Origin of the sequence: Rhodococcus sp. GA1 (assembly GCF_024321955.1) — a bacterium.
GTDB classification, from domain to species: Bacteria; Actinomycetota; Actinomycetes; order Mycobacteriales; family Mycobacteriaceae; genus Rhodococcus; species Rhodococcus pyridinivorans.
The window spans coordinates 2,169,825-2,193,814 of sequence record NZ_CP097186.1 but is presented as its reverse complement, the minus strand read 5'-3'; the positions used below and the strand labels follow the sequence as shown (position 1 = coordinate 2,193,814).

Annotated in this window: 20 protein-coding genes; 12 read left to right on the top strand and 8 right to left on the bottom strand. The window is 68.1% G+C overall.

The window, feature by feature from the left end; genetic code table 11:
• The first annotated feature begins 174 nt into the window (after positions 1 to 174).
• From M3330_RS10285 to M3330_RS10260, 6 genes are all read left to right on the top strand, one after another.
• Positions 175 to 639 (top strand): Rrf2 family transcriptional regulator, encoded by a 465-nt coding sequence (locus M3330_RS10285; RefSeq protein ID WP_024102742.1) that lies wholly within the window; start codon positions 175 to 177, stop codon positions 637 to 639.
• Between the two features lie 96 nt (positions 640 to 735).
• Entirely contained in the window at positions 736 to 1,329 is a 594-nt protein-coding gene (locus M3330_RS10280) for a TetR family transcriptional regulator (protein ID WP_006552528.1), read from the top strand.
• Between the two features lie 67 nt (positions 1,330 to 1,396).
• Entirely contained in the window at positions 1,397 to 3,733 is a 2,337-nt protein-coding gene (locus M3330_RS10275) for an MMPL family transporter (protein WP_006552527.1), read from the top strand.
• Between the two features lie 94 nt (positions 3,734 to 3,827).
• Complete coding sequence (locus M3330_RS10270; RefSeq protein WP_006552526.1) at positions 3,828 to 5,555, top strand: ABC transporter ATP-binding protein; 1,728 nt, start codon at positions 3,828 to 3,830, stop codon at positions 5,553 to 5,555.
• Positions 5,552 to 7,441 carry an ABC transporter ATP-binding protein gene (locus tag M3330_RS10265; protein WP_255028663.1) on the top strand — a complete coding sequence of 630 codons (1,890 nt, stop codon included), beginning with the start codon at positions 5,552 to 5,554 and terminating at the stop codon, positions 7,439 to 7,441. The genes M3330_RS10270 and M3330_RS10265 overlap by 4 nt, the downstream gene beginning before the upstream one ends.
• A 143-nt stretch (positions 7,442 to 7,584) precedes the next feature.
• A complete protein-coding gene (locus M3330_RS10260; protein ID WP_039958153.1) occupies positions 7,585 to 8,622 on the top strand; it encodes a helix-turn-helix domain-containing protein in 1,038 nt (345 codons plus the stop codon).
• An 80-nt stretch (positions 8,623 to 8,702) separates the two neighbouring features.
• Here the strand turns inward: M3330_RS10260 and M3330_RS10255 are convergent, their stop codons facing one another.
• Positions 8,703 to 9,584, bottom strand: a complete 882-nt coding sequence (locus M3330_RS10255) for a LysR family transcriptional regulator ArgP (RefSeq protein ID WP_024102747.1) — start codon at positions 9,582 to 9,584, stop codon at positions 8,703 to 8,705.
• 72 nt (positions 9,585 to 9,656) lie between these two features.
• Here M3330_RS10255 and M3330_RS10250 point away from each other — a divergent pair, with 72 nt between their 5' ends.
• A complete protein-coding gene (locus M3330_RS10250; protein WP_006552522.1) occupies positions 9,657 to 10,259 on the top strand; it encodes a LysE/ArgO family amino acid transporter in 603 nt (200 codons plus the stop codon).
• Between the two features lie 4 nt (positions 10,260 to 10,263).
• Here the strand turns inward: M3330_RS10250 and M3330_RS10245 are convergent, their stop codons facing one another.
• Both M3330_RS10245 and M3330_RS10240 read right to left on the bottom strand, forming a co-directional pair.
• Positions 10,264 to 11,130: a cation diffusion facilitator family transporter gene (locus M3330_RS10245; RefSeq protein ID WP_170318520.1), complete on the bottom strand. Its 867-nt coding sequence runs from the start codon at positions 11,128 to 11,130 to the stop codon at positions 10,264 to 10,266.
• Between the two features lie 36 nt (positions 11,131 to 11,166).
• Positions 11,167 to 11,586, bottom strand: a complete 420-nt coding sequence (locus M3330_RS10240; RefSeq protein WP_006552520.1) for a pyridoxamine 5'-phosphate oxidase family protein — start codon at positions 11,584 to 11,586, stop codon at positions 11,167 to 11,169.
• Between the two features lie 148 nt (positions 11,587 to 11,734).
• Here M3330_RS10240 and M3330_RS10235 point away from each other — a divergent pair, with 148 nt between their 5' ends.
• The 3 genes from M3330_RS10235 (at position 11,735) to tgt (ending at position 17,133) form a co-directional block, all read left to right on the top strand.
• On the top strand, positions 11,735 to 14,476 hold the full coding sequence (locus tag M3330_RS10235; protein WP_064061111.1) for a calcium-translocating P-type ATPase, PMCA-type: 2,742 nt from the start codon (positions 11,735 to 11,737) through the stop codon (positions 14,474 to 14,476).
• Between the two features lie 240 nt (positions 14,477 to 14,716).
• Positions 14,717 to 15,877 carry an MFS transporter gene (locus tag M3330_RS10230; RefSeq protein WP_255028892.1) on the top strand — a complete coding sequence of 387 codons (1,161 nt, stop codon included), beginning with the start codon at positions 14,717 to 14,719 and terminating at the stop codon, positions 15,875 to 15,877.
• The gene (gene tgt / locus M3330_RS10225; RefSeq protein WP_006552517.1) at positions 15,874 to 17,133 is read left to right on the top strand and encodes a tRNA guanosine(34) transglycosylase Tgt; all 1,260 of its coding nucleotides are present in this window, start codon (positions 15,874 to 15,876) and stop codon (positions 17,131 to 17,133) included. Before M3330_RS10230 ends, tgt begins: the two co-directional genes overlap by 4 nt.
• Before the next feature lie 19 nt (positions 17,134 to 17,152).
• Here tgt and M3330_RS10220 read toward each other — a convergent pair whose 3' ends face one another.
• The 5 genes from M3330_RS10220 to M3330_RS10200 all read right to left on the bottom strand — a co-directional run bounded on the left by M3330_RS10220 (position 17,153) and on the right by M3330_RS10200 (position 21,727).
• Positions 17,153 to 17,824 carry a queuosine precursor transporter gene (locus tag M3330_RS10220; RefSeq protein WP_230810485.1) on the bottom strand — a complete coding sequence of 224 codons (672 nt, stop codon included), beginning with the start codon at positions 17,822 to 17,824 and terminating at the stop codon, positions 17,153 to 17,155.
• A 185-nt stretch (positions 17,825 to 18,009) separates the two neighbouring features.
• A complete protein-coding gene (locus tag M3330_RS10215) occupies positions 18,010 to 18,762 on the bottom strand; it encodes an RDD family protein (protein WP_019290297.1) in 753 nt (250 codons plus the stop codon).
• Positions 18,763 to 18,872: 110 nt separating this feature from the next.
• Positions 18,873 to 19,799: a hypothetical protein gene (locus tag M3330_RS10210; RefSeq protein WP_006552514.1), complete on the bottom strand. Its 927-nt coding sequence runs from the start codon at positions 19,797 to 19,799 to the stop codon at positions 18,873 to 18,875.
• A gap of 86 nt (positions 19,800 to 19,885) precedes the next feature.
• Positions 19,886 to 20,818 (bottom strand): tRNA glutamyl-Q(34) synthetase GluQRS, encoded by a 933-nt coding sequence (gluQRS, locus tag M3330_RS10205; RefSeq protein ID WP_033097942.1) that lies wholly within the window; start codon positions 20,816 to 20,818, stop codon positions 19,886 to 19,888.
• A gap of 9 nt (positions 20,819 to 20,827) precedes the next feature.
• Positions 20,828 to 21,727 carry a LysR family transcriptional regulator gene (locus M3330_RS10200; RefSeq protein ID WP_006552513.1) on the bottom strand — a complete coding sequence of 300 codons (900 nt, stop codon included), beginning with the start codon at positions 21,725 to 21,727 and terminating at the stop codon, positions 20,828 to 20,830.
• Positions 21,728 to 21,850: 123 nt separating this feature from the next.
• On the opposite strand from M3330_RS10200, the gene M3330_RS10195 reads away from it, so the two are divergent.
• Together M3330_RS10195 and M3330_RS10190 are read left to right on the top strand one after the other, a co-directional pair.
• Complete coding sequence (locus tag M3330_RS10195; protein ID WP_255028638.1) at positions 21,851 to 23,239, top strand: MFS transporter; 1,389 nt, start codon at positions 21,851 to 21,853, stop codon at positions 23,237 to 23,239.
• The gene (locus M3330_RS10190) at positions 23,236 to 23,973 is read left to right on the top strand and encodes a 3-hydroxybutyrate dehydrogenase (RefSeq protein ID WP_006552511.1); all 738 of its coding nucleotides are present in this window, start codon (positions 23,236 to 23,238) and stop codon (positions 23,971 to 23,973) included. The genes M3330_RS10195 and M3330_RS10190 overlap by 4 nt, the downstream gene beginning before the upstream one ends.
• Positions 23,974 to 23,990: the final 17 nt, after the last annotated feature.

Below are 23,990 nucleotides of genomic sequence, written 5' to 3'. Positions count from 1 at the left end.
AACAACCGTCCACATTACCGCTGGTGTGGCTTGCATCACCAGGGCCCTCGAATCGGGACCCGGGTGGCGACTCGCGTCCTCACGATTCCGGGTGGTTCGGTATTGCTGGTAGGAATTGACCCGTCCCGTCGAGACGGGCCGGCCGACGACATCAGGCAGCGCGAGAGGCATGGCATGCACATCACCGCGAGGGTCGACTACGCCGTGCGGACCCTGCTCGAACTCGCGGCGATCGAGGACGGTCGCCTGACGAAGGCGGAGACCCTCGCGACGGCGCAGACCATCCCGCACAAGTTCCTCGAGGCCGTTCTCGCCGACCTGCGTCGCGGTGGGTTGGTGAACAGCCGGCGGGGACCGGAGGGCGGTTACTGGCTCGCGCGACCCGCGGCCGAGATCTCCATTGCCGACATCATCCGCACGGTCGAGGGCCCGCTGGCGTCGGTGCGTGGCGAGCGGCCCGAGGACGTCGTCTACAGCGGGGCGGCCGAACGGCTGCAGGACGTGTGGATCGCGGTGCGTGTGAACCTGCGCGCCGTGCTCGAAGAGGTATCGCTCGCGGATGTCGTCACGGGAGACCTCCCCGGTTTCGTGGAGGATCTTACGAAGGATCCGGGCGCCTGGGAGCGTCGCCGGGTGTGAAGCCCGCGATAGGCCGGGAACGCCTGTGGGCGATGTCATAAATTTGCATGACTCTGCAAACTTACAGAACTCTGCAAAATCAGTAACCTGGATGGAGTGACCATCACTCCCGGCCTGCGCGACCGCAAGAAGGCGGCCACTCGTGCGGCTCTCGCGACCGCCGCGGCCGAACTCGCTCGTGAACACGGTCTGGCCGCCGTGACGGCCGATGCGATCGCAGCGCGCGCGGGTGTCTCGACCCGCACCTTCCACAACTACTTCGCGAGCAAGGAAGACGCCGTCCTCGCGTATCTCGAGACTCGGGTCGAGGAGTGGATCGACCTGCTGCGCGATCGTCCCGCCGACGAGGACATCATGGATTCGCTGCTCACGGTGGCCCTGGACGTCGTGCAGAACCCCGACTGGCCGTTCGGCGAGATCGTCGCGTGCATCACCCTGCTCGAGGAGAGCAACGTGCTGTTGTCCCGGCAGATCGAGGTCGAGCGGCGTTCGTCGCAGTTGCTCGTCGAGATCATCGCCGAACGCACCGGCACCGACCCCGATGCCGACCTGTACCCCTCGCTGCTGAACTACGCCGCCATGGGCGCCGTGCGCGCGGCCATGGAGACACACGCGACCGGGACGACGGACCGGTCGGTCGAAGAGCTCATCCGCGAGGCGTTCGACCAGCTCCGACGCGGATTCTCCTGATTCCGGACCTCTGCCCGTTCCGACCATCCGACCCCACCAGGATCTTCCGACATAGAAAGGGTGCCCCGTGGCGACCTACCTGTACCGGCTGGGCAAGTTCGCCCACCGACGGAAGGGCGCAGTGCTGTCCTTCTGGATCGCGCTGCTCGTGCTCTTCGGGGTCGGTGCAGCAACCCTGTCCGGGCCCACCACGGACGCGTTCACGCTTCCGGGCACCCCCGCGCAGAAGACCCAGGACCTCATGGCGGAGCGGTTCCCGTCGACCGAAGATCCGATGAACGGGCTCAGCGCGCGTTACGTCTTCGCCGCGCCCGACGGGCAGACGCTCGACGACCCCGAGAACCTGGCCGCCGTCGACGAGGTCCTCGCCGCGGTCCGCGGCATCGACCGCGTCTCGCCGCCCGCCAAGGTCGACCCCGCCACCGCCTCGCCGGAGGAACAGGCCGGCGCGCTGGTCAACCCGGTCCTCGCCGACGCCGGTCTCGTCGAGCAGATGAAGGCCGTCGCCGCGCAGCAGGGCACCTCCGAAGAGGCTGCGCTGTCCGACGCCCAGGCCCTGTCGCCGCTGAGCGCCGACCGCACCGTCGGCTTCGTCACCGTCCCGTTCGAGGGCGAGATCACCGACGTCGACCAGGCCCTGCGCGACCAGATCTTCGACGCCGCCGAGATCGGCCGTGACGCCGGCCTGACCGTCGAGGTCAGCGGTACGGCTGCCGCCGAGATGGGCATGCCCGGTGGCACCGCCGAACTCATCGGCATCGGCATCGCCGCGATCGTGCTCACCCTGACCTTCGGCTCGCTCGTCGCCGCCGGACTTCCGCTGGTCACCGCACTCGTCGGCGTCGGCATCGGCAGCCTCGGCATCACCATCGCCTCCGGCTTCGCCGACCTCAGCTCGATGACCCCGACGCTGGCGGTCATGATCGGTCTGGCCGTGGCGATCGACTACTCGCTGTTCATCGTCTCGCGCTTCCGGCACGAACTCACCATCACCTCTGATCGCACCGAGGCCGCCGGCCGTGCCGTGGGCACCGCCGGTTCCGCGGTCGTCTTCGCCGGCCTGACGGTCATCATCGCCCTCATGGCGCTGAGCGTCGTCGGCATCCCGTTCCTGTCGGTCATGGGTTACGCTGCCGCGTTCACGGTGCTCATGGCCGTGCTCATCGCCGTGTCGCTGCTGCCCGCCGTGCTCGGACTGTTCGGGGAGAAGGCCTTCGCCGGCCGCATCCCGTTCCTGAACAAGCGCGGTTCCGACGACGACACCCCCAAGGCGGGCGCCAAGTTCGTCGGCCTGATCACGCGACGCCCGGCCATCCCGCTCATCGCCGGTGTGGTCCTCCTCGGTGCGCTCGCGCTGCCCGCCACCGGACTGAACCTCGCCCTGCCGTCGGAGGCCACCGCCGACCCGGCGACCAGCGCCCGCAAGGCCTACGACCTGGTCGACGAGGGATTCGGTCCCGGACGCAACGGCCCGCTGGTCGTCGTCGTCGACACCCAGAACGCCGACGTGGAGGCCCCAGTCGCGTTCGGTGCCGTCGTCGGCAAGCTGTACGAGAACGACGAGGTCGTCAACGCCCAGATCGTCGCGGTGAACGAGGCGGGAGACACCGCCCAGATCCTCGTCACTCCGCGCAGCGGCCCGACCGATCCCGCGACGATGGACCTCGTCCAGAGCATCCGCGACGGCGAGACCGAGCTGAACGAGGAGTTCGGCCTGTCCTACGGCGTGACCGGCCAGACCGCGCTCGAGGGCGACGTCTCCGACAGCCTCCAGAGTGCACTGGCTCCGTACCTCGCGGTCGTCGTCGGCCTCGCCTTCATCCTGCTGATGCTGGTGTTCCGCTCGATCCTGGTGCCGCTCACCGCAACTCTCGGCTTCCTGCTCAGCGTCCTGGCGACCTTCGGTGCCACCGTCGCGGTCTTCCAGGAGGGCTGGGGCGGCCTGATCGCCAACCCGCAGCCCATCGTGAGCTTCATGCCGATCATCCTCATCGGCGTCGTCTTCGGTCTTGCGATGGACTACCAAGTGTTCCTGGTGACGCGTATGCGTGAGGACTACGTCCACGGCGCGAGCGCACTCGAGGCCGTCCGCAGCGGCTTCGCACACGGCGCGCGCGTGGTGAGCGCAGCGGCGATCATCATGATCTCGGTGTTCGCGGCGTTCATCGCCGAACCGGACTCGCTGATCAAGTCGATCGGTTTCGCACTCGCCGCGGCGGTCTTCTTCGACGCCTTCATCGTCCGCATGGTCATCATCCCGTCGGTGATGGCGCTACTCGGTGACAAGGCGTGGTGGCTGCCGAAGTGGCTCGACCGGATCCTTCCGAACGTCGACGTCGAGGGCGAGAAGCTCACCCGCGAGCTCGGTGCCACCGAGCCCGCACCGGAATCCGCACGCGTGTGACGAACCCCCGGGCGGCCACGTACCCGACGCGGTGCGTGGCCGCCCGGATGGATCGTGAAGATTGCTGCAGGGAGTCGCAGGTAGCGTAATGCCCATGTTGCTACGGCTGTTGCGCCGCTTCATGGCGCCCTATCGGGGTGCCCTCGCGGGGGTCGTACTCCTGCAGCTGGTCGCGACCGGGGGCATGTTGCTGCTCCCGAGTCTCAACGCCGACATCATCGACAACGGCGTGGCGACCGGGGACATCGATTACATCGTCCGGACCGGTCTGCTGATGCTCGTCATCAGCGCCGTCGAGGTCGGCGCCGCGACCGGTGCCGTCTACTTCGCGGCGCGCGCCGCGATGGGCTTCGGCCGCGACGTGCGGCTCGCGCTCGTCCGGAATGTGGGGCGGTTCTCGGCGCGCGAGTTCGGGACGTTCGGTGCCCCGTCGCTGATCACCCGCAACACCAACGACGTGCAGCAGGTTCAGATGCTCGTGCTGATGACCTGCACCATCGTCGTGACCTCCCCGATCATGGGGATCGGTGGCGTCATCATGGCGATCCGCCAGGACCCCGGCACCTCGCTCGTGCTGGTCGTCGCCGTCCCGGTGCTGATCTTCACCATGGCCGCGCTCATCGCGCTCATGCTGCCCGGCTTCCGGGTCATGCAGAAGCGCATCGACTCTGTGAATCGGGTGTTGCGCGAGCAGATCACCGGCATCCGCGTGATCAGGGCATTCGTGCGCGACGAAACCGAGAAGGCCCGCTTCGACGGCGCCAACGACGACCTCACCGCCACCGCCTTACGCGTCGGCCGCGTGAACTCCGTGCTGTACCCGGCGGTGCTGCTGATCTCGAATGTGAGCACCGTCGGCGTCCTGTGGGTGGGCGCCCACCGTATCGACTCCGGTGCGATGCAGGTCGGCTCCATCACCGCGATGATCACCTACATCGCCCAGATCCTCATGGCCGTGCTCATGACGTCGTTCGTCGCGATCATGGCTCCGCGCGCCGCGGTCTGCGCCGAGCGCATCCTCGACGTGCTCGACACCGAACCGACGGTGTCTTCGCCCGCCGAACCGGTCCGCGAACTCCCGACCCGCGTCACCCTCGAACTCCGCAATGCCGGTTTCTCGTATCCCGGTGCCGACGCTCCCGTGCTCAGCGGGGTGTCGTTCCGCGCCGACCCCGGTTCCACCACCGCGATCATCGGCGGCACCGGATCGGGCAAGAGCACCATGATGCGCCTCGTGCCGCGGCTCATCGACGTCACCGCCGGGCAGGTGCTCGTCGCGGGTGTCGACGTCCGGGCGCTCGACACCGACGTGCTGCGCTCGCGCATCGCCGTCGTGCCGCAAAAGGCCTACCTGTTCTCCGGCACCATCGCCGACAACCTCCGGTACGGACGCGCCGACGCCACCGACGACGAACTGTGGCACGCCCTCGAGGTCGCGCAAGCGGCGGACTTCGTCCACAAGACCGAGGACGGACTGAACACGGTCCTCTCCCAGGGCGGCACCACGGTCTCCGGCGGGCAGCGGCAGCGCCTCGCGATCGCTCGCGCCCTCGTCCGCCGGCCCGCCATCTACCTGTTCGACGACGCCTTCTCCGCACTCGACCCGGCGACCGACGCCCGCCTGCGCGCGGCGCTCGAACCCGAGACGCGCGACGCGTGCGTGCTCATCGTCGCGCAGCGGGTCTCCACCGTGCAGGACGCCGACCGCATCGTCGTCCTCGACAACGGCGTCATGGTCGATTCCGGGACGCATCTCGGTCTGCTCGGCCGGTGCCGGACGTACTCGGAGATCGTCGAGTCGCAGAGGATGGCCACGATATGACGACTCCGGAAGCGGCGGCACCGTCGCGTCTGCGCACCGTCCGCCGGGTGCTCGGCCTGCTCCACCCGCACCGCTACGCCGTCTACTCGGTGCTGCTCTCCGCCTTCCTCGGCGTCGTGAGCATGTCGGTGGCGCCCTTCGTGCTCGGCCGCGGCACCGACGTCATCTTCGACGGGGTGGTGGGCATGCAGTTCCCCGCCGGACAGACCAAGGAAGAAGCCGTCGCCGGTCTGCGCGCCGAGGGCCGCGACCAGTTCGCCGACATGGTCTCGGGGATGGACGTGGTGCCCGGACTCGGCATCGACTTCTCGGCCCTCGGCCGGATCCTCGTCATCGTCCTGGCGCTGTACCTGCTCTCGTCCGGTCTGATCTGGGTCGCCGCCTACGGCCTCAACGAGATCGTGCAGCGCGTCGTGCGCGACATGCGGTCGCGGATCGAACGCAAGATCCACCGGTTGCCGCTGCGGTACTTCGACACGCATTCGCGCGGCGACCTGCTCAGCCGCGTCACCAACGACATCGACAACGTCGCGGCGGGCATGCAGGAGTCCATCTCCCAGCTCGTCCTCGCGGTGCTGACGCTGCTCGGTCTCGTGGTGATGATGCTGTTCATCTCGCCGATGCTCGCGCTCGTCGCGATCCTGACCGTCCCGGCGTCGGTCGTGGCGACGGCAGTGATCGCGCGTCGCTCGCGCAAGCACTTCCTCGCGCAGTGGGAGACGACCGGCAAGCTCAACGGGCAGATCGAGGAAGCCTTCACCGGGCACGAGCTCATCACCGCCTACAGCCGGACCGCGGAGGTGCAGCGACGCTTCACCGACACCAACGAGTCGCTGTACCAGGCCTCCTACCGCGCGCAGTTCGTGTCCGGACTGGTGATGCCGTTCGTGACCTTCCTCGGCAACGTCGGCTATGTCGTCATCGCCGTGCTCGGTGGTCTGCGGATCGCGTCGGGCACCGCGACGCTCGGTGAGATCCAGGCGATGATCCAGTACTCGCGTCAGCTCGTGCAGCCGCTCGCGCAGATCGGCGCGATGGTCAACCTCCTGCAGTCGGCGTCGGCGTCGGCCGAGCGGGTGTTCGCGGTGCTCGACGAACCGGAGGAGGAACCGGAGGTCGCGGCGCCGACGATGCCGTGGAGCCGGCACGGACTCGTCGAGTTCGAGAACGTCGCCTTCTCGTACACCCCCGATCGGCCGCTCATCGAGAACCTGTCGTTGCGGGCCGAACCGGGTCAGATGATCGCGATCGTCGGACCCACGGGCGCCGGCAAGACCACCCTCATCAACCTGATCCTGCGCTTCTACGAGGTCGACGCGGGCCGGATCCTCGTCGACGGCGTGGACATCCGTTCGATGTCCCGCGACGAACTGCGCTCGCGCATCGGCATCGTCCTGCAGGACACCTGGCTGTTCGGCGGCACCATCCGCGAGAACATCGCCTACGGCAATCCGTACGCCACCGAGAACCAGATCATGTCCGCGGCCAGGATGAGTTACGTCGACCGTTTCGTGCGGGCCCTGCCCGACGGCTACGACACGATCATCGACGAGGAGAACGACGGCAACCTCAGCGCCGGTGAGCGTCAGCTCATCACGATCGCGCGGGCGTTCGTGTCCAAGCCGTCGATCCTCATCCTCGACGAGGCGACGAGCTCGGTCGACACCCGCACCGAACTGCTCGTCCAGCAGGCCACCGTGCGATTGCGCGACGACCGCACCAGCTTCGTCATCGCTCACCGCCTGTCGACCATCCGGAACGCCGACCGCATCGTGGTGATGGAGGACGGACGGATCGTCGAACAGGGCACCCACGAGGGGCTGCTCGAGGCGGCCGGTGCGTACGCGAGGCTGTACGACGCGCAGTTCAAGGCACTCGTGGAGTGAACGCGGGAGACTTCGGCGCGGCCTGATACAAAACATTCCGTCCTCGCGGGCGGGACGGGACACTTCTGGCCATGACGGAGGTGCGGACAACAGCGGTACGGTCACCTCTCGATCTCCTGCGCTCTGCGCGACCGGGGGTCTCCGTGCGATCTGGACGGCCGGGGGTCTTCCGGGTCGACGAGACCACACCGGCGGGGCGGATCATGCAGCATCTGCGACGTGGGGGACCGGCGACGCGCACGATGCTCGCCGATTTCACGGGCCTGTCGGCGTCGACGGTCAACCGGGCGGTGACGTCGTTGCTCGAGCACGGGTTGCTGCGCGACCGCCCCGATCTCGCTCCGCGGGGACGGGTGGGACGGCCGCACGTGCCGGTGGAGGTGGACACCGAACGGGGTTTCCTCGCCGGTATCCATCTGGGGGAGCGGGAGACCCGGGTGGTTTCCGGCGACCTGCTCGGACGGGAACTGCACCGGACGACCTTCGCGACACCGGCGTCGGTGTTCGACGTCTTCGCCGCGATCGGTGCGGCGCTGCGGGTGCACGAGTCCCACCAGCGAGGCAGGCAGCCGCTGTGGGCAGGGCTCGCGGTGGGTGGTCTGTACGACGAGCACCGAGGGGCGCTCGACCACCCGCGACTGGGCTGGTGCGAAGCGCCCGTGGACGTGTTGTTCCGGGCGATCGTGCCCACGCCGTACACGGTCGTTCCGTACGTGGAGGCGGTCGCGGAGGTCGAATACCGCCGGTGCGAGAGCGCCTTCCGGCGACGACCCGAGAGCTGGCTGTATCTGTGTGCGGAGGAATCGATCTCGATGGCGTGGCTCGTGGACGGCCTCGCACGGTCCTCGGCCGACGACATCGAATCGTTCTGTGCTGTACTCGAACCGGGGAGTGCCGATGGCACCGACCCGTCGCCGAACCAGGCGGTGCTCCTCGGCCGTGCGGTCGCGCTGGTGCGCGACGTCGTCAATCCCGACGTGGTGACCGTCGGTGGTGAGCTGTTCACCCGACATGGACGGGAGCGCGAGGACGTGTCCGACGGTTACCGGCAGCAGTCGTCGTACAACGATGTGCCGCTGCGGTTCTCGGAAGCCGATGACGATCTGCGGTCGGCGGCGGCGCTCGGTGCGGCGTCGCGGGTGATGTATGTCGACCCGATCGGCGCGATGCAGGCGCGGTGAGACGACAAGGTCTGGCGCATGCCGCTGACCGAGGTGGGGCGTCAGGCCGCTCCCGTTTCGGAAGGTCGGATTCCGGGAGGTCAGTGCAGCACTTCGCGCGCGGTGCGACGGACCGCATCGGTCAGCGCGTCGAGCACGGGGGAGTCCAGCCGCCACCGCTGCCAGTACAGCGGCACGGCGATCGGGTCGTCCGGGGCCAGGCTCACGAGATCGGTCGTGTCGGCGACCATCGCGTCGGGGAGCATGGCCCAGCCCAACCCCAGCCGCGCGGCCTCGACGAACTCGAGGGCGCCGGGAACGTAGTTGCGCGGCGGATTCAGCCGCCGCCGGGTCCGCTTGCGGACGAAGCGATCCTGCATGTCGTCCTTGCGGTCGAAGGTGAGCATCGGGGCCTCCCGCAGTTCGGTGGGGGTCATGCCCTCGGGGAACCAGCGTTCGGCGAAGTCCACGCTCGCCATCGCGTGATAGCGCATGGCGCCGAGCTTCTCGGACGTGCAGCCCTGCACGGGTTCGGGGACGGAGGTGACCGCTGCCATGGCGGTTCCGTCGCGCAACAGATCCGTGGAGTGGAACTCGTCCTCGCGGTGCAGTTCGAACAGGGCTCGGTAGCGCACGGGCATCCGGGCCAGGGCGCGCAGCATCCAGGTGGACATCGAGTCGGCGTTGACGACGAGCGGGATCGTGGCGTAACTCCCGGTGTCGGCGCCGAGACCGAGTTCCTCGGAGGCGTCCTGCTCCAGCCGCGCGACCTGCCGGGCGAGCCGCATCACCACTTCGCCGGCCGCGGTCGCGCTGACGGGCCGGGTCCGTCGCAGCAGTACCTGACCGACGTGTTGTTCGAGCGACTTGATGCGTTGGCTCACCGCGGACGGTGTGACGCGAAGAACAGCCGCCGCACCCTCGAAAGTGCCCTCGTCCAATACCGTTGCAAAAGTGCGAAGTTGAGCGAAGTCGAGATCCACATTAAGAAACTCTAATGCAGGTACAGCAAAATCAACTGTTCTTATCTCGACAGGATTCCTAGCGTCGATGCCATGTCACTCGTCGTCGCCGGATTCGTCACAGGTCTGTCCCTCATCGCCGCCATCGGTGCGCAGAATGCCTTCGTCCTGCGCATGGCGATCGCGCGACGATTCGTGCTGCCTGTGATCGCGATCTGCGTGATCTCCGACGCCGTGCTCATCACCGCGGGCATCGCCGGGATCGCGACGATCCTCGACCGCGCTCCCGGCGCGATCGACGTGATCCGTTGGGCGGGTGCCGCTTTCCTCATCTGCTACGGACTCTTCGCGGCACGTCGCGCGCTGAAGCCGTCGGCACTGTCCGCTGCCCCGGGCGGTGCCGTCACCATCGGCGCGGCTCTGCTGACCTGTCTGGCGCTGACCTGGCTCAACCCGCACACCTATCTCGACACCGTGCTCATGCTCGGTTCGGTGGCCAACCACTACGGCAACCCCGGCCGGTGGTGGTTCGGTGCCGGGGCGATCACCGCGAGCGTCGTGTGGTTCGCCGCCCTCGGGTACGGGGCCCGCTATCTGCGCGCCTGGTTCGCCAAGCCGTCCTCGTGGCGCATCCTCGACGGTGGCGTCGCGGTCCTGATGCTCGGCCTCGGTGCCGGACTCGTCGCCTCGTCCTGATCACTCATCTGCGTCCCGTGGGGGCGCGGTCGGGCTCGAGATGGCTGAACACCACGACACCGGGCAGCGCCTCGGCGAGATCGGCCTCGATGCGGTCGAGCAGGTCGTGCCCGGCCCGCACCGTCCAGTCGCCCGGCACCCGCACGACGAGGTAGACGAAGCGCTGACGTCCCGACTCGCGGGTGCGCGGCGGCAGGATCGTCACCACCCCCGGTTCCCGATAGCGGTCGAGGACGGCGTTCACCGCCGTCACGTCCTCCGGGGGAAGAACCGCGTCGAGCATGCCGACGACCGCCTGCCGCACGAGGCCGAAACCGATCCGCAGGATGTTCAGGGCGACGAGGATCGCCACGATCGGGTCGAGCACGTCCCACCCGGACAGCGCGACCAGCGCGACGCCGACGAGCACGCCCGCCGACGTCCACACGTCCGTCAGCAGGTGTTTCCCGTCGGCGACCAGCGTGATCGACCGGTGTGCCCGACCCTGCCGGATGAGCAGCAGACCGACCACGAGATTGAGCGCCGACGATCCGGCCGACAGGAGGAGACCGAGTCCGACCTCGGTCACCGGCTGCGGTGAGATCAGGCGCTCGACCGAGGTCCACAGGATCACCGTCGCGGCGGCGAAGACCATGGTGCCCTCGACCGCGGCGGAGAGGTACTCGGCCTTCCCGTGCCCGAAATCGTGGTTCGCATCGGCCGGCTTCGCGGCGAGACGTAGCGCCGCGAGACCGACGAGCGCCGCGACGAGGTTGACCCCGGATTCGAGTGCGTCCGACAACAGACCCACGGATCCGGTGATCCACGCCGCCGATGCCTTCAGCAGCATCGTCGCGAGCGCGGTCGCCACCGACAGCAGCATGAACCGCATCAACAGGCGGTGCTGCTGCGCAGAGGGCACCACCGGTCAGCGCTTGACGAGCGTGAGTTGCATCCCGGTGAGGTCGGTGGCCGTCAGTGCGACGTAGTCGTACTTCGGGGTGGGAACCCACGGCGACAGTCCGAGGGCGTCGATCCGCGCCGCGTCGTCGAAGCTCCGCAGGATCCGGGCGTGTCCGTGCAGCACGACGCTCCATGCGGAGTCCTCGCGGATCTCGTCCACCTCGAAGGCCACCTGCGGGTGCACCGCCAGTTCGGAGAGCTTGCTGCCCTCACCGCTGCGGAAGTACACCGTGCGATCGTCGGTGACGTAGTTGACGGGATAGATCTCCGGTCGTCCGCCGACGACGGTGACGAGGCGGCCCACCTTGCCCGTCGCGAGCAGGTCCCAGCACTGGTCCTCGTCGAGGGGGACGACAGGATCGTCGGTGTTCGGGTTGTCGCGCATCGCGTTCACTCCTCCGGTTCCGCTGCCGTATCCAGCACATCACGAACCGGCTTCCGGCGCAGTGGAACGCTCCGCCGGTTACGGTGAAACCGGCCGTCAGGACCGTGTTCGCCCGATCCGCCGAGAGCAGCCCGAACGAGGAGTGCCGATGTCCGCACAGGCTCCCGCGACCACCTCGAGTTGGCACACCCGCGCCGCGACCGACGTCGCCGAGGCGTTCGAGGTCGATCCGCAACGAGGACTGAGCGCGGACGAGGTCGAACGACGCCGCGGCGAGTACGGCCCGAACCTGCTCGACGAGGCGAAGAAGGTGCCGACCTGGCGACGCGTGCTGTCGCTGCTGGCCGACAGGATGACCCTCGTTCTGGTCGTCGCGGCGGTGGTCAGCGCCACCGTCTCCCGTGAGTGGGAGACCCCCGTCGTCATCTTCGCGGTGATCGCGCTCAACACCGTGCTGAACTACGTGCAGGAATCCCGGGCCGAGAGCAGCCTCGCTGCGTTGAAGAAGATGTCGGTGTCCACCAGCCGGGTGCTGCGCGACGGTCGCGGGACGGAGGTGCCGCGCGCCGAACTCGTCCCCGGAGACGTGGTGCTCCTCGAGGCCGGCGACACCGTCCCGGCCGACGGCCGACTCGTCACCGCCGTCCGGCTGCAGGTCGCCGAGGCCGCCCTCACCGGCGAATCCCAGCCCGTCGACAAACAGGTCGACGTCGTCGACGATCCCGACGCACCGCTCGGCGACCGCACCGACATGCTGTTCATGAACACCGAGGTCACACGCGGACGTGCCGCGATGATCGTCACCGGAACGGGCATGCGCACCGAGATGGGAGCCATCGCAACCCTTCTCGGAGCGGCAGGTGTCGAACAGACGCCGCTGCAACGACGCATCGGCCAGCTCGCCCAGGCCCTGACGATCATCGCGATCGTGACGGTGGCGCTGGTGTTCGTCCTCGGACTGCTGCGGGGGCAGACCTGGTCGGATCTCCTCGTCACCGCGGTGTCGCTGGCGGTCGCGACGATCCCCGAAGGGCTCACGGCCGTCGTCGCCTTCACCCTGGCGATGGGAGCCTCACGCCTCGCGGCCCGCGGCGCGATCGTCAAACGACTCGCCGCGGTCGAGACACTCGGCAGCACCACCCACATCTGCACCGACAAGACCGGCACCCTCACCCTCAACGAGATGACGGTGCAGCGACTGCTCGTCGCGGGTCGTGCCTTCCGCGTCACCGGCACCGGGTACGGAACCGACGGCAAGATCCTTGTCGGCGACGGCCTGCCCGCACCGGACTTCACGGACGCACTGCTCGGGATGGGACTGTGCAACGACGCGACCGTGCGCAACGGAATACTGGTCGGCGATCCCACCGAGGGCGCCCTCGTGGTGCTCGCCGAGAAGGGCGGCATCGACGTCGAGGGTGCGCGGGCCGCGCTGAACCGCATCGCGGAGGTGCCGTTCGACTCGGACTACAAGTACATGGCCACCTTCCACACCCTGCCGAACGGCGGATACCGCTGTTTCGTGAAAGGTGCACCGGGTGTGCTCCTCGACCGTGCCACCTCGATCGCCGGTCCCGACGGTCCGATTCCACTCGACGACGACGGTCGCGCGAGGATCCACCGGGCCGTGGAGGCGCTCGCGTCGGAAGGTCTGCGAACTCTCATGATCGCCGGGCGCGACCTCGACGCCGTTCCCCGCGGCGACACCGATGCCCTGCAGGAGAAGGTGGCCGACCTGACGATCCACGCGATCGTCGGCATCGTCGACCCGCCGCGGACCGAAGCCGAGGATGCGATCGCCGTCGCCCACGAGGCGGGCATCTCGGTGCACATGATCACCGGCGACCATCTGGTGACGGCCTCCGCGATCGCCGAGGAACTCGGAATCCGCGGGTCGGCTGCCTCCGGTGCGGATCTCGACAAACTCACCGACGACGAACTGCGCCGGAGGGCAAAGGAATTCGGTGTCCTCGCCCGCGTGGCGCCCCAACACAAGATCAGGTTCGTCGAAGCGCTGCAGGCCGACGGGCAGATCGTCGCGATGACGGGCGACGGCGTCAACGACGCTCCCGCGCTCGAACAATCCGACATCGGTGTGGCCATGGGCATCACGGGAACCGACGTCTCCAAGGGCGCCGCGGACATGATCCTCACCGACGACAACTTCGCGACCATCGTCGCCGCCGTGGCCGAGGGACGCGGAATCTACGACAACATCATCAAATTCGTGAAGTTCCAGCTCACCACGGCGTGGGGCTTCGTCCTGATCTTCCTGACGGCCGGTGTGCTCGGCCTCGCGGGTGGCGCACCCTTCAGCGCACTGCAGATCCTGTGGGTGAACATCATCATGGACGGACCGCCGGCGCTCGCGCTCGGTGTCGACCCGACCGCCCCCGACGCGATGCGGCGACGACCGCGGCCCGCGAACGAGGCGCTGCTCGAACGCTCCCGGGTCCAGCGCATCCTCGGCCTCGGCATCGTGATGACGGTGGGCACGATCGCGGTCCTGCACTTCGGGCCGGAACTGTTCCCCGACAGTGCATCCGACCCGTTGTTCGCCACCACCCTCGCGTTCACGACATTCGTCTTCTACCAGGTGTTCAACCTGTTCAACGTGCGCTCGGATCTCGGATCGGTGTTCTCGGCGCAGACGTTCACCAACCACACCATCTGGATCGCGATCGGCGCCGTCGTCGTCCTTCAGATCTGCGTCGTGCAACTCGGCGCCCTGCAGGGATTCATGGACACCACCTCTCTCACCTCCGAGCAGTGGCTGCTCGCGGTCGCCGTCGGCTCGTCCGTGCTGTGGGTGGACGAGATCGGCAAGTTCGTCGCCAGGAGGATCGAGGCGCGCAGGGCCGAGCGGGCGGATACGACCTTCCTCACCTGACGATCGGGAGATGGCGGAACTCACGTCGCCGCGGGGAGAAGTGTGAGGCCGGACTGCCCCAGAATGGAGGCTGCCCCCGCGTCGCTCCCCCAGCGCGCCCGCGTCCCGGCCCGCACGACCTCCGGCTCCGGGACCCTCGACAGATCGAAGGTTTCCTCACCGATGACCACCACGGCTTCCGGCCGCCCACTCGACGATCCTGCCCACACCGACTCCGGACATCCCGCGCGCACGCTCGTGATGTGGGCGCTCGCCCTCGGTGGGTTCGGGATCGGAACCACCGAGTTCGTCGCCATGGGGTTGCTCCCCGAGATCGCGACGAGCATCGGGGTCTCCGAACCCACCGCGGGCCACGTCGTCTCCGCCTACGCGGCCTGTGTCGTCGTCGGTGCCCCGCTCATCGCGACGATCGCCGCCCGCGTGCCGCGCAAGACACTGCTGGTCGCGCTGATGGTCGCGTTCACCCTCGGGAACGCCGCCACGGTGCTGGCCCCGAACTACGGTCTGCTCGTCGTCTCCCGCTTCGTCGCCGGCCTGCCGCACGGCGCGTACTTCGGGGTCGCCGCACTGGTCGCGGCGCACCTCGCCGGACCCGGTCGCCGCGCGCGGGCGGTGTCGCTGGTGATGATGGGGCTGTCGGTGGCGAACGTCGTCGGGGTGCCCGCTGCCTCGTGGCTCGGCATGGCGCTGGGCTGGCGCGCGGCGTTCGTGCTGGTCGCGGTGATCGGAGTGGCCACCATCGTCGCTCTCGCCGCCTGGGTGCCGACACTGTCGATACCGACGACCAGCGTGCGGGTCGAACTCGGGGCGTTGAAGAGCAGCACCGTCTGGCTCACGCTCGCCGTGGCCGTCATCGGCTTCGGTGGTGTGTTCGCGGTGTACACCTACATCAGCACCACGCTGACCGACGTCGCCGGAGTGTCGAGATCGCTGGTGCCGGTCGCGCTGATGCTCTTCGGCGTGGGCATGGTCGTCGGCAATGCCATCGGTGGTCGCGTCGCCGACCGCGGTGTGATCCCCGGCGTCTACGCGTCGATCACCTCGCTCGCGGTGCTGCTCGCGCTGTTCGTCGCCGCAGCCCACAACCCGTGGACCGCCTTCGTGATGGTCTTCGGCCTGGGTGTCGGATGCGCCGCGGTGGGCCCGGCCCTGCAGGTGCGGTTGATGGACGTCGCCGAGGACGCCCAGACGCTCGCGGCGTCGCTGCACCACGCCGCGTTCAACCTGGCCAACGCGTTCGGTGCGTGGATCGGCGGGGTCGTGATCGCGGCCGGGTTCGGCTACACCGCTCCCGCCGCGGTCGGTGTGCTGCTGGCGCTCGCCGGTGTCGCCGTGTTCGCGATCTCCGTCCGCCGCCGCGAGAAGGCCGCACCTTCCCGACGTGATTGGATACGGAAGTGACCGATTCCAGCATTCCGACCCCGCCCGATCCCTTCTTCACGGTCGGAGCGCGTCTCGACAACGGACTCGGCCGCACGGGCACGATCCACACCCCGCACGGAGACATCCGCACCCCGGCCTTCGTCCCGGTGGGCACGAAGGCGACCGTCAAGGCGGTGCTGCCCGAGACGATGGCCGAGCTCGGCTCGCAGGCGTTGCTCGCCAACGCCTACCACCTCTACCTGCAGCCCGGCTCCGACATCGTCGACGAGGCCGGCGGGCTCGGGAAGTTCATGAACTGGCCCGGTCCGACCTTCACCGACAGCGGCGGCTTCCAGGTCATGTCGCTCGGAGCCGGGTTCAAGAAGGTCATCGCGATGGAGTCCGTCGGTGTCCAGAACGACGACGTCATCGCCAAGGGCAAGGAGCGGCTCGCCCACGTCGACGACGACGGGGTGACCTTCAAATCGCACCTCGACGGGTCGCGGCACCGGTTCACCCCCGAGGTGTCGATGCGTATCCAGCACGAGCTCGGCGCCGACATCATGTTCGCCTTCGATGAGCTCACGACCCTCATGAACACCCGCGGCTACCAGGAACGCTCCCTCGAACGGACCCAGGCGTGGGCGGTGCGGTGCATCGCCGAGCACGAGAAGCTCACCGCCGAACGCGCTCGCCGCCCCTACCAGGCGTTGTTCGGCGTCGTGCAGGGCGCGCAGTACGAGGACCTGCGACGACAGGCCTGCCGGGGCCTCGAGTCCATCGTCGGCGAGACCGGCCGCGGATTCGACGGCTACGGCATCGGCGGTGCGCTCGAGAAGCACAATCTCGGCACGATCGTGCGGTGGTGCACCGAGGAGCTGCCCGAGCACAAGCCGCGACACCTGTTGGGCATCAGCGAACCCGACGACATCTTCGTCGCGGTCGAGCACGGCGTCGACACCTTCGACTGCGTCAATCCGTCGCGGGTCGCGCGCAACGCCGCGATCTACCACCCCGACGGCCGGTTCAACATCAACACCAGCCGTCACCGGCGCGACTTCACGCCGATCGACGAGAACTGCGACTGCTACACCTGCCGGAACTACACGCGCGCGTACATCCACCACCTGTTCAAGGCGAAGGAGATGCTCGCCTCGACGTTGTGCACGATCCACAACGAACGGTTCACGGTGCGCCTCGTCGACGACATCCGGGCGAACATGGAGAACGGCACGCTTGCCGAGTTCAAGGCCGAGACGCTCGGCCGGTTCTACGCGAGCCGGCGTCGGGCCTGAGTCGTCAGGGCGTGAGTCGTCAGGCGTAGGAGGGTTCGCGCTCCTTGACGTACGCGATCACGCGGTAGGTCACCGGGAGCACGACGATCTCGACCAGCGTCTTCCACAGGAACCCGACGATCACGAAGTTGACGAAGTCGGCCCAGGTCGTGATGCCGATGGCCCCTGCGGCGATCGAGCAGAAGATGAGGGTGTCGGCGAACTCGCCGACGACGGTCGACCCGATCAGCCGCGCCCACAGGTGCTTCTCCCGGGTGCGTTCCTTGATGCGGACGAGCACGTACGAGTTGAGCAACTGCCCGACCGCGTACCCGGCGAGCCCGGCGATTAACATCCGGGGCACCACACCGAGGACGTTCTCGAAGGACTCCTGACCGGCGTAGAAGTCGGCCGGGGGCAGCTGCTGCGTGATCCAGAAGCACAGCGCGGACAGCGCGACCGCCCCGAAGCCGTAGAAGACGGCGCGGCGGGTGGCCGCGAAGCCGTACACCTCGCTGAGCACGTCGCCGAGGATGTAGGCGAGAGGGAACAGGAAGAACCCGCCGTCGGTGATGATCGGCAGGATCTGCAGCGGCCCGACGGTGAGTTCGGAGCCGGTGAAGAACGCGATGCCCTTCGTCGCGGAGATGTTGGAGATCATCAGCACCGCGGTGAACAGCACGACGATCCCCGTGTACGGGCTGCGTCCCACGCGCGCGAAGGCGGCGTGGTCGAAGAGGGCGGGGGAGGTGTTCGATCCGTGCTCGGTCACCCGGACATCCAAGCATCTCCGCGGGGTGATCACGAAGTTGCGGACCGTCTGTACGTGCGCGAGCACCCCATATGCGACGAACGGGTCCCGTCCTGACGAGGACGGGACCCGGAGCGCACGGGAGATCAGGACTTACGTACCCGGGTGCCGCCGGCGAACTTGTCGTGGAAACCCTGCTTGTTGCCGTCCTGCTCGATGGTGACCGCGATACCGATGTATGCGGCGAGCGACAGCAGACCGGCGAGGAAGCCCAGCAGCGGGACGCCGGTGAGGATCTGCAGCGCGACGAAGGCGTTGCGCTTGGCGGCCTGCTCGAGGGTGGGGTTACCACCGGCAGGGCCGGCGACCGACAAGCCGAGGAGCTTCTTGCCGATCGTCGCGCCCCGAGCGGACTCCATGTACGTCCAGTAGCCGAAGGCGACGACACCGCTGACGACCGTCATGAAGAAGTCCACGAAACCGCTTCCACCGCTCGCGAGGATCATGATCGCGCTCAGGATCCCCATGGGGATACCAACGATGAGGCCGTCGATGATGCGGGCGCCGAGACGCGGGAGCAATTCCCCCGGGGTGCCGGCACCGAAATTCGGATCCGGGCCGGGGAATCCCGGGCCGCCGAACCCACCGTCCTGCGGCGCCCCGTACGGGGGTGCACCGTACTGAGGAGCGCCGAACTGGGGCGCACCGAATTGGGGCGTTCCGTTCTGCGGGGTTCCGTACTGAGGAGCGCCGTACTGGGGGCCACCGTTCTGGGGCGCGCCGTACTGCGGGAACTGCTGGGTGTAATCGGGCGGGGTGGCGCCGTACGAGGGGGCGCCGGGATGACCGCCCGTCGCCCGAGGATCCTGCTGAGGGGGTGGATAGCCACCAGTGGTCACTTATGTCTCCCTTGTCGCGATCGGCATGGCAACGCGCCACGGTACAGCGTGCCGTGGCGCGTCGGTAGATATGCCTACGGATGCGACGGGAGGGTCCCGCCGGGGTTGTGTCAGGCCGCTACGGGACCACCCGTGGTGACCCGGTAGGCGTACGTGACGGCGATGATCGACACCGGCACGGTGACCAGCAGGCCGATCAGGCACAACAGGGCACCGAGGAGATTGATGCCGAGCAGTGCGAGGGCGAGCAACACCAGCGTTCCCGCATTCGATTTGACGGCATTGAAGCTCGACTTGATCGCGGTGACGGCATCCTGATTGCGATCGATGACGAACTGCATCGTCCACCACGCGAAGAACGCGAACACCAGGCCCGGGAGGATGCACAGCACGAGACCGATCGACGTGCCGATGCCCACGAGCAGACCTGCGAGGATGACCGCACCGATCGGGCCGATCTGGAGGAACGTCCCGAAAGCGGGGCGCTGCCCGTCGGTTTCGGCCAGCGCACCGCGCACGAAGGCGGCCTGGATCAGGTATCCGACGATCGCCGAGACGATGCTGCCGATGGCGCTCAGGAAGGTGAAGTCCGTCGCCTCACCGGTGAAGTCGAACCCGTTGAAGATGCCGCTGATCAGGCCCTGGATGACGAACGCGGCGAGCATGAAGACGATCCACACGCCGGCGTTACCGCTGAACTTCGACCAGCCGTAGGAGATCGCGTCGCCGACATTCAGCTGATTCGGAGGCGGACCACCGAAGCTCCCGGCGCCGTACGCACCCGGCGGGGGCGGGTAGTCACCACCCGACGGGGGAGGCGGATAGTTCCCCGGCGGCGGGTAGGACCCACCCGGCGGCGGGTAGTTGCCACCCGAGGGCGGGGGGTAGTTCCCCGGAGGGGGGTAGTTGCCGGGCGGCGGATAGTTCCCACCCGGCGGGGGAGTGCCACCGCCCGAGGGCGGCGGATAGCTTCCGGGTGGCGGATAACCACCCGGGTTCTTCGGATCCTGATTCGGGTCGTAACCACCGGTGGTCATGGCTGCCTCTCGTCTCCGGGATCGGACACTTCCGAGAGAGTACGGACATCACCTCGGGTCCGCATCCGCTATGTCCGCATCGTGTCCTATCGGATGCCTTCCTCCGACGGGGTGAACACCCACGGATCGCGGGGGAGTCTCACGGGATTCCAGCGGTCCAGCAACAGTTCCGGCGACACGGGCTCGCCGGGGTCGGCGAGTCGCAGCGACACGGCGATCGTGCCCAGCACGTCGGCGGCCGTGTGACCGAGCGCGAGCTGATCGGCCAGTGTCACCGCGCCGTCCCGTTTGGCCAGTCGCTTACCCTCCTTGCCGAGCGCGAGCGGCACGTGCGCGTAGACGGGTTCCGACAGTCCGAGAAGGTGTGCGAGACAGGCCTGCCGGGGCGCGGAAGTGAGCAGGTCGTCTCCGCGTACCACCTGATCGATGCCCTGGTCGGCGTCGTCCACCACCACTGCGAGGTTGTACGCGGGGGTTCCGTCGTTGCGGCGCAACACGAGATCGTCGACGATGCCCGTGAAATCTCCGTGCAGCAGGTCGTGGACGGTGAACCACTCCTCGGTCGCCCGCAACCGGATCGCCGGGGCGCGGCCGGAGGCCCGGCGCTCGGCCCGCTGCTCGTCGGTGAGGTTGCGGCAGGTGCCCGGATAGGCGCCCGCAGGGGCGTGGGGTGCGGAGGTGGCCTCGAGGATCTCGCGTCGGGTGCAGTAGCACTCGTAGGTCAGACCGGCCTGCTCGAGCCGCGCGATCGCCTCGTCGTACAGGCGCCGGCGGCGGGACTGGTGGACCACCCGGCCGTCCCAGTCGAGACCGATCGCCGCGAGATCCGCGAGCTGGCGTTGCTCCGCGCCGGGACGCACCCGGTCGAGATCCTCGACGCGGACCAGGAACCGACGGTTGGTCGACCGCGCGAACAACCACGCCAGGACGGCGGTGCGCAGATTGCCCAAGTGCAGGTCGCCGGAGGGACTCGGTGCGAAGCGACCCGCTCCTGCTTCGTCCTCGTCCGAAAGTGACACCCGTGCACTCTATCGAGCGACCCCCAGGAGTACCGCTCGCTGGGCGTGCACGACCTCCCGGATCGCCGCGACCGCGGCCGCGACCTCCGGCTGCCGCAGCGTCTCCGAGCGTGCGACGAGCCAGTAGGCCAGACGCGCCTCGACCTCGCCGGGCAGGACCCGGACGAGATCGGGGTGCCGATCGGCCATGAAGCACGGCAGCAGACCGAGTCCTCCGGCGGCGCGGGTCGCTTCGACGTGCACGAACACGTTCGTCGAGCTGATCGAATCCTGCATGTCGGGGGCGATGCGTCGCGCGACGTCGAGATCGTCGACCTGCAGCATCGAATCGATGAAGTACACGAGGGTGTGCTCACGCAGGTCGCGGACCGACGACGGGGAGCCGTGCGTGGCGAGATAATCGCGCGAGGCATACAGGCCCAGGTTGTAGTCGGCGAGACGGTGCGCTTCGGCCCGATGCACCTGCGGGCGTCCCACGACCACCTCGATGTCCATGCCGGACCGCTGCTGTGAGGCGCGACGGGTGGTCGCGACGATCTCGACGGAGATACCCGGATGGCGTTGCCGCACGAGCGCGCCGGCCGGGGCGGCGATGTAGGCGCTGAAGCCGTCGGTGGCGGAGATACGCACGACGCCCTCGAGGCGGCGCTCACCCCGGGGGTTCCGCAGACTTCCGACCGCGGCCTCGATGCGTTCGGCGGCCTCGAGCGCCTCGCGACCGCGGTCGGTCAGTTCCCATCCCGCCGCCGACCGCGTGAGCACGCGACCGCCGAGGCTGCGCTCGAGCGCAGCGATCCGCCGGGAGATCGTGGTGTGGTTGACGCCCAGGTCGTCGGCGGCGCTGGTGAACCTGCCACTGCGCCCGACGGCGAGCAGGACGAGGAGGTCATCGGCCGAGGGCACGCTCATGTGTGCAGTTTTGCAGATCGCATCTGCGAATCGCGTCATTGTGGATGCAAATGTGCGTACCGATACTCGGCATATGTGTTTGGAAGTGTTCCCCGTCACACAGCGTCCCGGGAGGGTGCAGGCATGAGCGTCGAACAGGCACGAACGGATGGACCGGAGGGTTCACCGTCGGCATTGCGCAGGGTCGTCGGTGCGTCCATGGCGGGCACCGTCGTCGAGTGGTACGAGTTCTTCCTCTACGGCACCGCCGCGACCCTCGTCTTCGCCAAAGTCTTCTTCCCCGACGGCGGCAACGAACTCGACGCGATCATCGCGGCGTTCGTCACCTACGCCGTGGGCTTCGTCGCCCGGCCGCTCGGTGGGATCGTCTTCGGCCACTTCGGTGACCGGTTCGGACGCAAGCAGCTGCTGCAGACCAGCATCATCATGGTCGGCGTCGCGACCTTCCTGATGGGCTGCCTGCCGACCTTCGGTGCCATCGGGTACTGGGCGCCGGCACTGCTCGTGACGCTCCGGTTCATCCAGGGCTTCGCGGTCGGCGGCGAGTGGGGCGGCGCGGTACTGCTGGTCGCCGAACACAGCCCCGATCGCTCGCGCGGATTCTGGTCGTCGTGGCCGCAGGCCGGTGTGCCGATGGGCAATCTCCTCGCGACGATCGTCCTGCTCGTCCTCACCACCACGTTGCCCGAATCGGCCTTCCTGTCGTGGGGCTGGCGAGTCGCGTTCTGGCTCTCGGCCGTCATCGTGCTGATCGGCTACTACATCCGCACCAAGGTCACCGACGCCCCGATCTTCCTCGAGGCGCAGCAGGAGGCCGACAAGCTGAAGGAGACGTCGTTCAACGTCTTCGAGGTGCTCGAGCGCTACCCGCGCGGCGTGTTCACGGCCATGGGCCTGCGGTTCGCCGAGAACGTCATGTACTACCTCGTCGTCACCTTCTCGATCACCTATCTGAAGATCGTCGTCGGTGCCGACACCAGCCACATCCTGTGGTGGATGCTCGCCGCGCACGCCGTGCACTTCGTGATCATCCCGATGGTCGGACGACTGTCGGACACGCTGGGACGCCGTCCCGTCTACATGATCGGTGCCGTCACCGCCGGTGCCTGGGGCTTCCTCGCCTTCCCGATGATGGACACCGGCAACAGTGCGTGGATCATCTCGGCGATCGTCATCGGACTCGTCTTCCACTCGTTCATGTATGCGGGGCAGCCGGCGATCATGGCGGAGATGTTCCCGACCCGCATGCGCTACTCGGGCGTCTCCCTCGGCTACCAGGTCACCTCGATCGTCGCAGGGTCGCTCGCCCCGATCATCGCCGCGAGTCTGCTCAGCCGCTTCGAGTCGTCGGTCCCGATCTCCTTCTATCTGCTCGGCTCGTCGCTGATCACGATCGTCGCGGTGATCGTGGCCCGGGAGACGAAGGGCATCTCGCTGCGCGACATCGACGCCGCGGACGCGGAAACGGTCGCCCAGAAGAAGGCCGCCGAGAACGCCAGGATCTCGGCATGAGGGCCCGCACCGCACTCGTGACCGGTGGTGTCGGCGGGATCGGGGCGGCCTGCGCCCGCGCCCTCGCCCGGCAGGGAGTCCGCGTGACCGTCGCCGACGTCGACGAGGTCGCCGCGAAGACGCTCGCCCACGAGATCGGGGGAGAGGCGTGGGGTGTCGACCTGCTCGACACCGACGGCCTCGACGGTCTCCGCCTCGACGTCGACATCCTCGTCAACAACGCCGGCATCCAGGTGGTGCGGCCGGTGGAGGACTTCGCCCTCGCCGACTTCCGCCGCATCCAGACGCTCATGGTCGAGGCGCCCTTCCTGCTCGTGAAGGCCGCGCTGCCCGGCATGTACGAGCGGGGCTTCGGCCGGATCGTGAACATCTCGTCGGTCCATGGGCTGCGGGCGTCGGCGTTCAAGGCCGGGTACGTCACCGCCAAGCACGGCCTCGAGGGGTTCTCCAAGGTCGTCGCGCTCGAAGGCGGTCCCCGTGGCGTGACGAGCAACTGCGTCAATCCGGGTTACGTCCGCACCCCGCTGGTGGAGAAGCAGATCTCGGAACAGGCCCGCGCGCACGACATCCCGGAGGATCGCGTGCTCTCGGATGTGTTGCTCACCGATCAGGCGGTGACCCGGCTGGTCGAGCCGGAGGAGGTGGCCTCGCTCGTGTCGTGGCTGGCCTCCGACGAAGCCGGGATGGTCACCGGCGCGTCGTACACGATGGACGGCGGCTGGTCGGCCCACTGACAGGACGGTCCGACTGC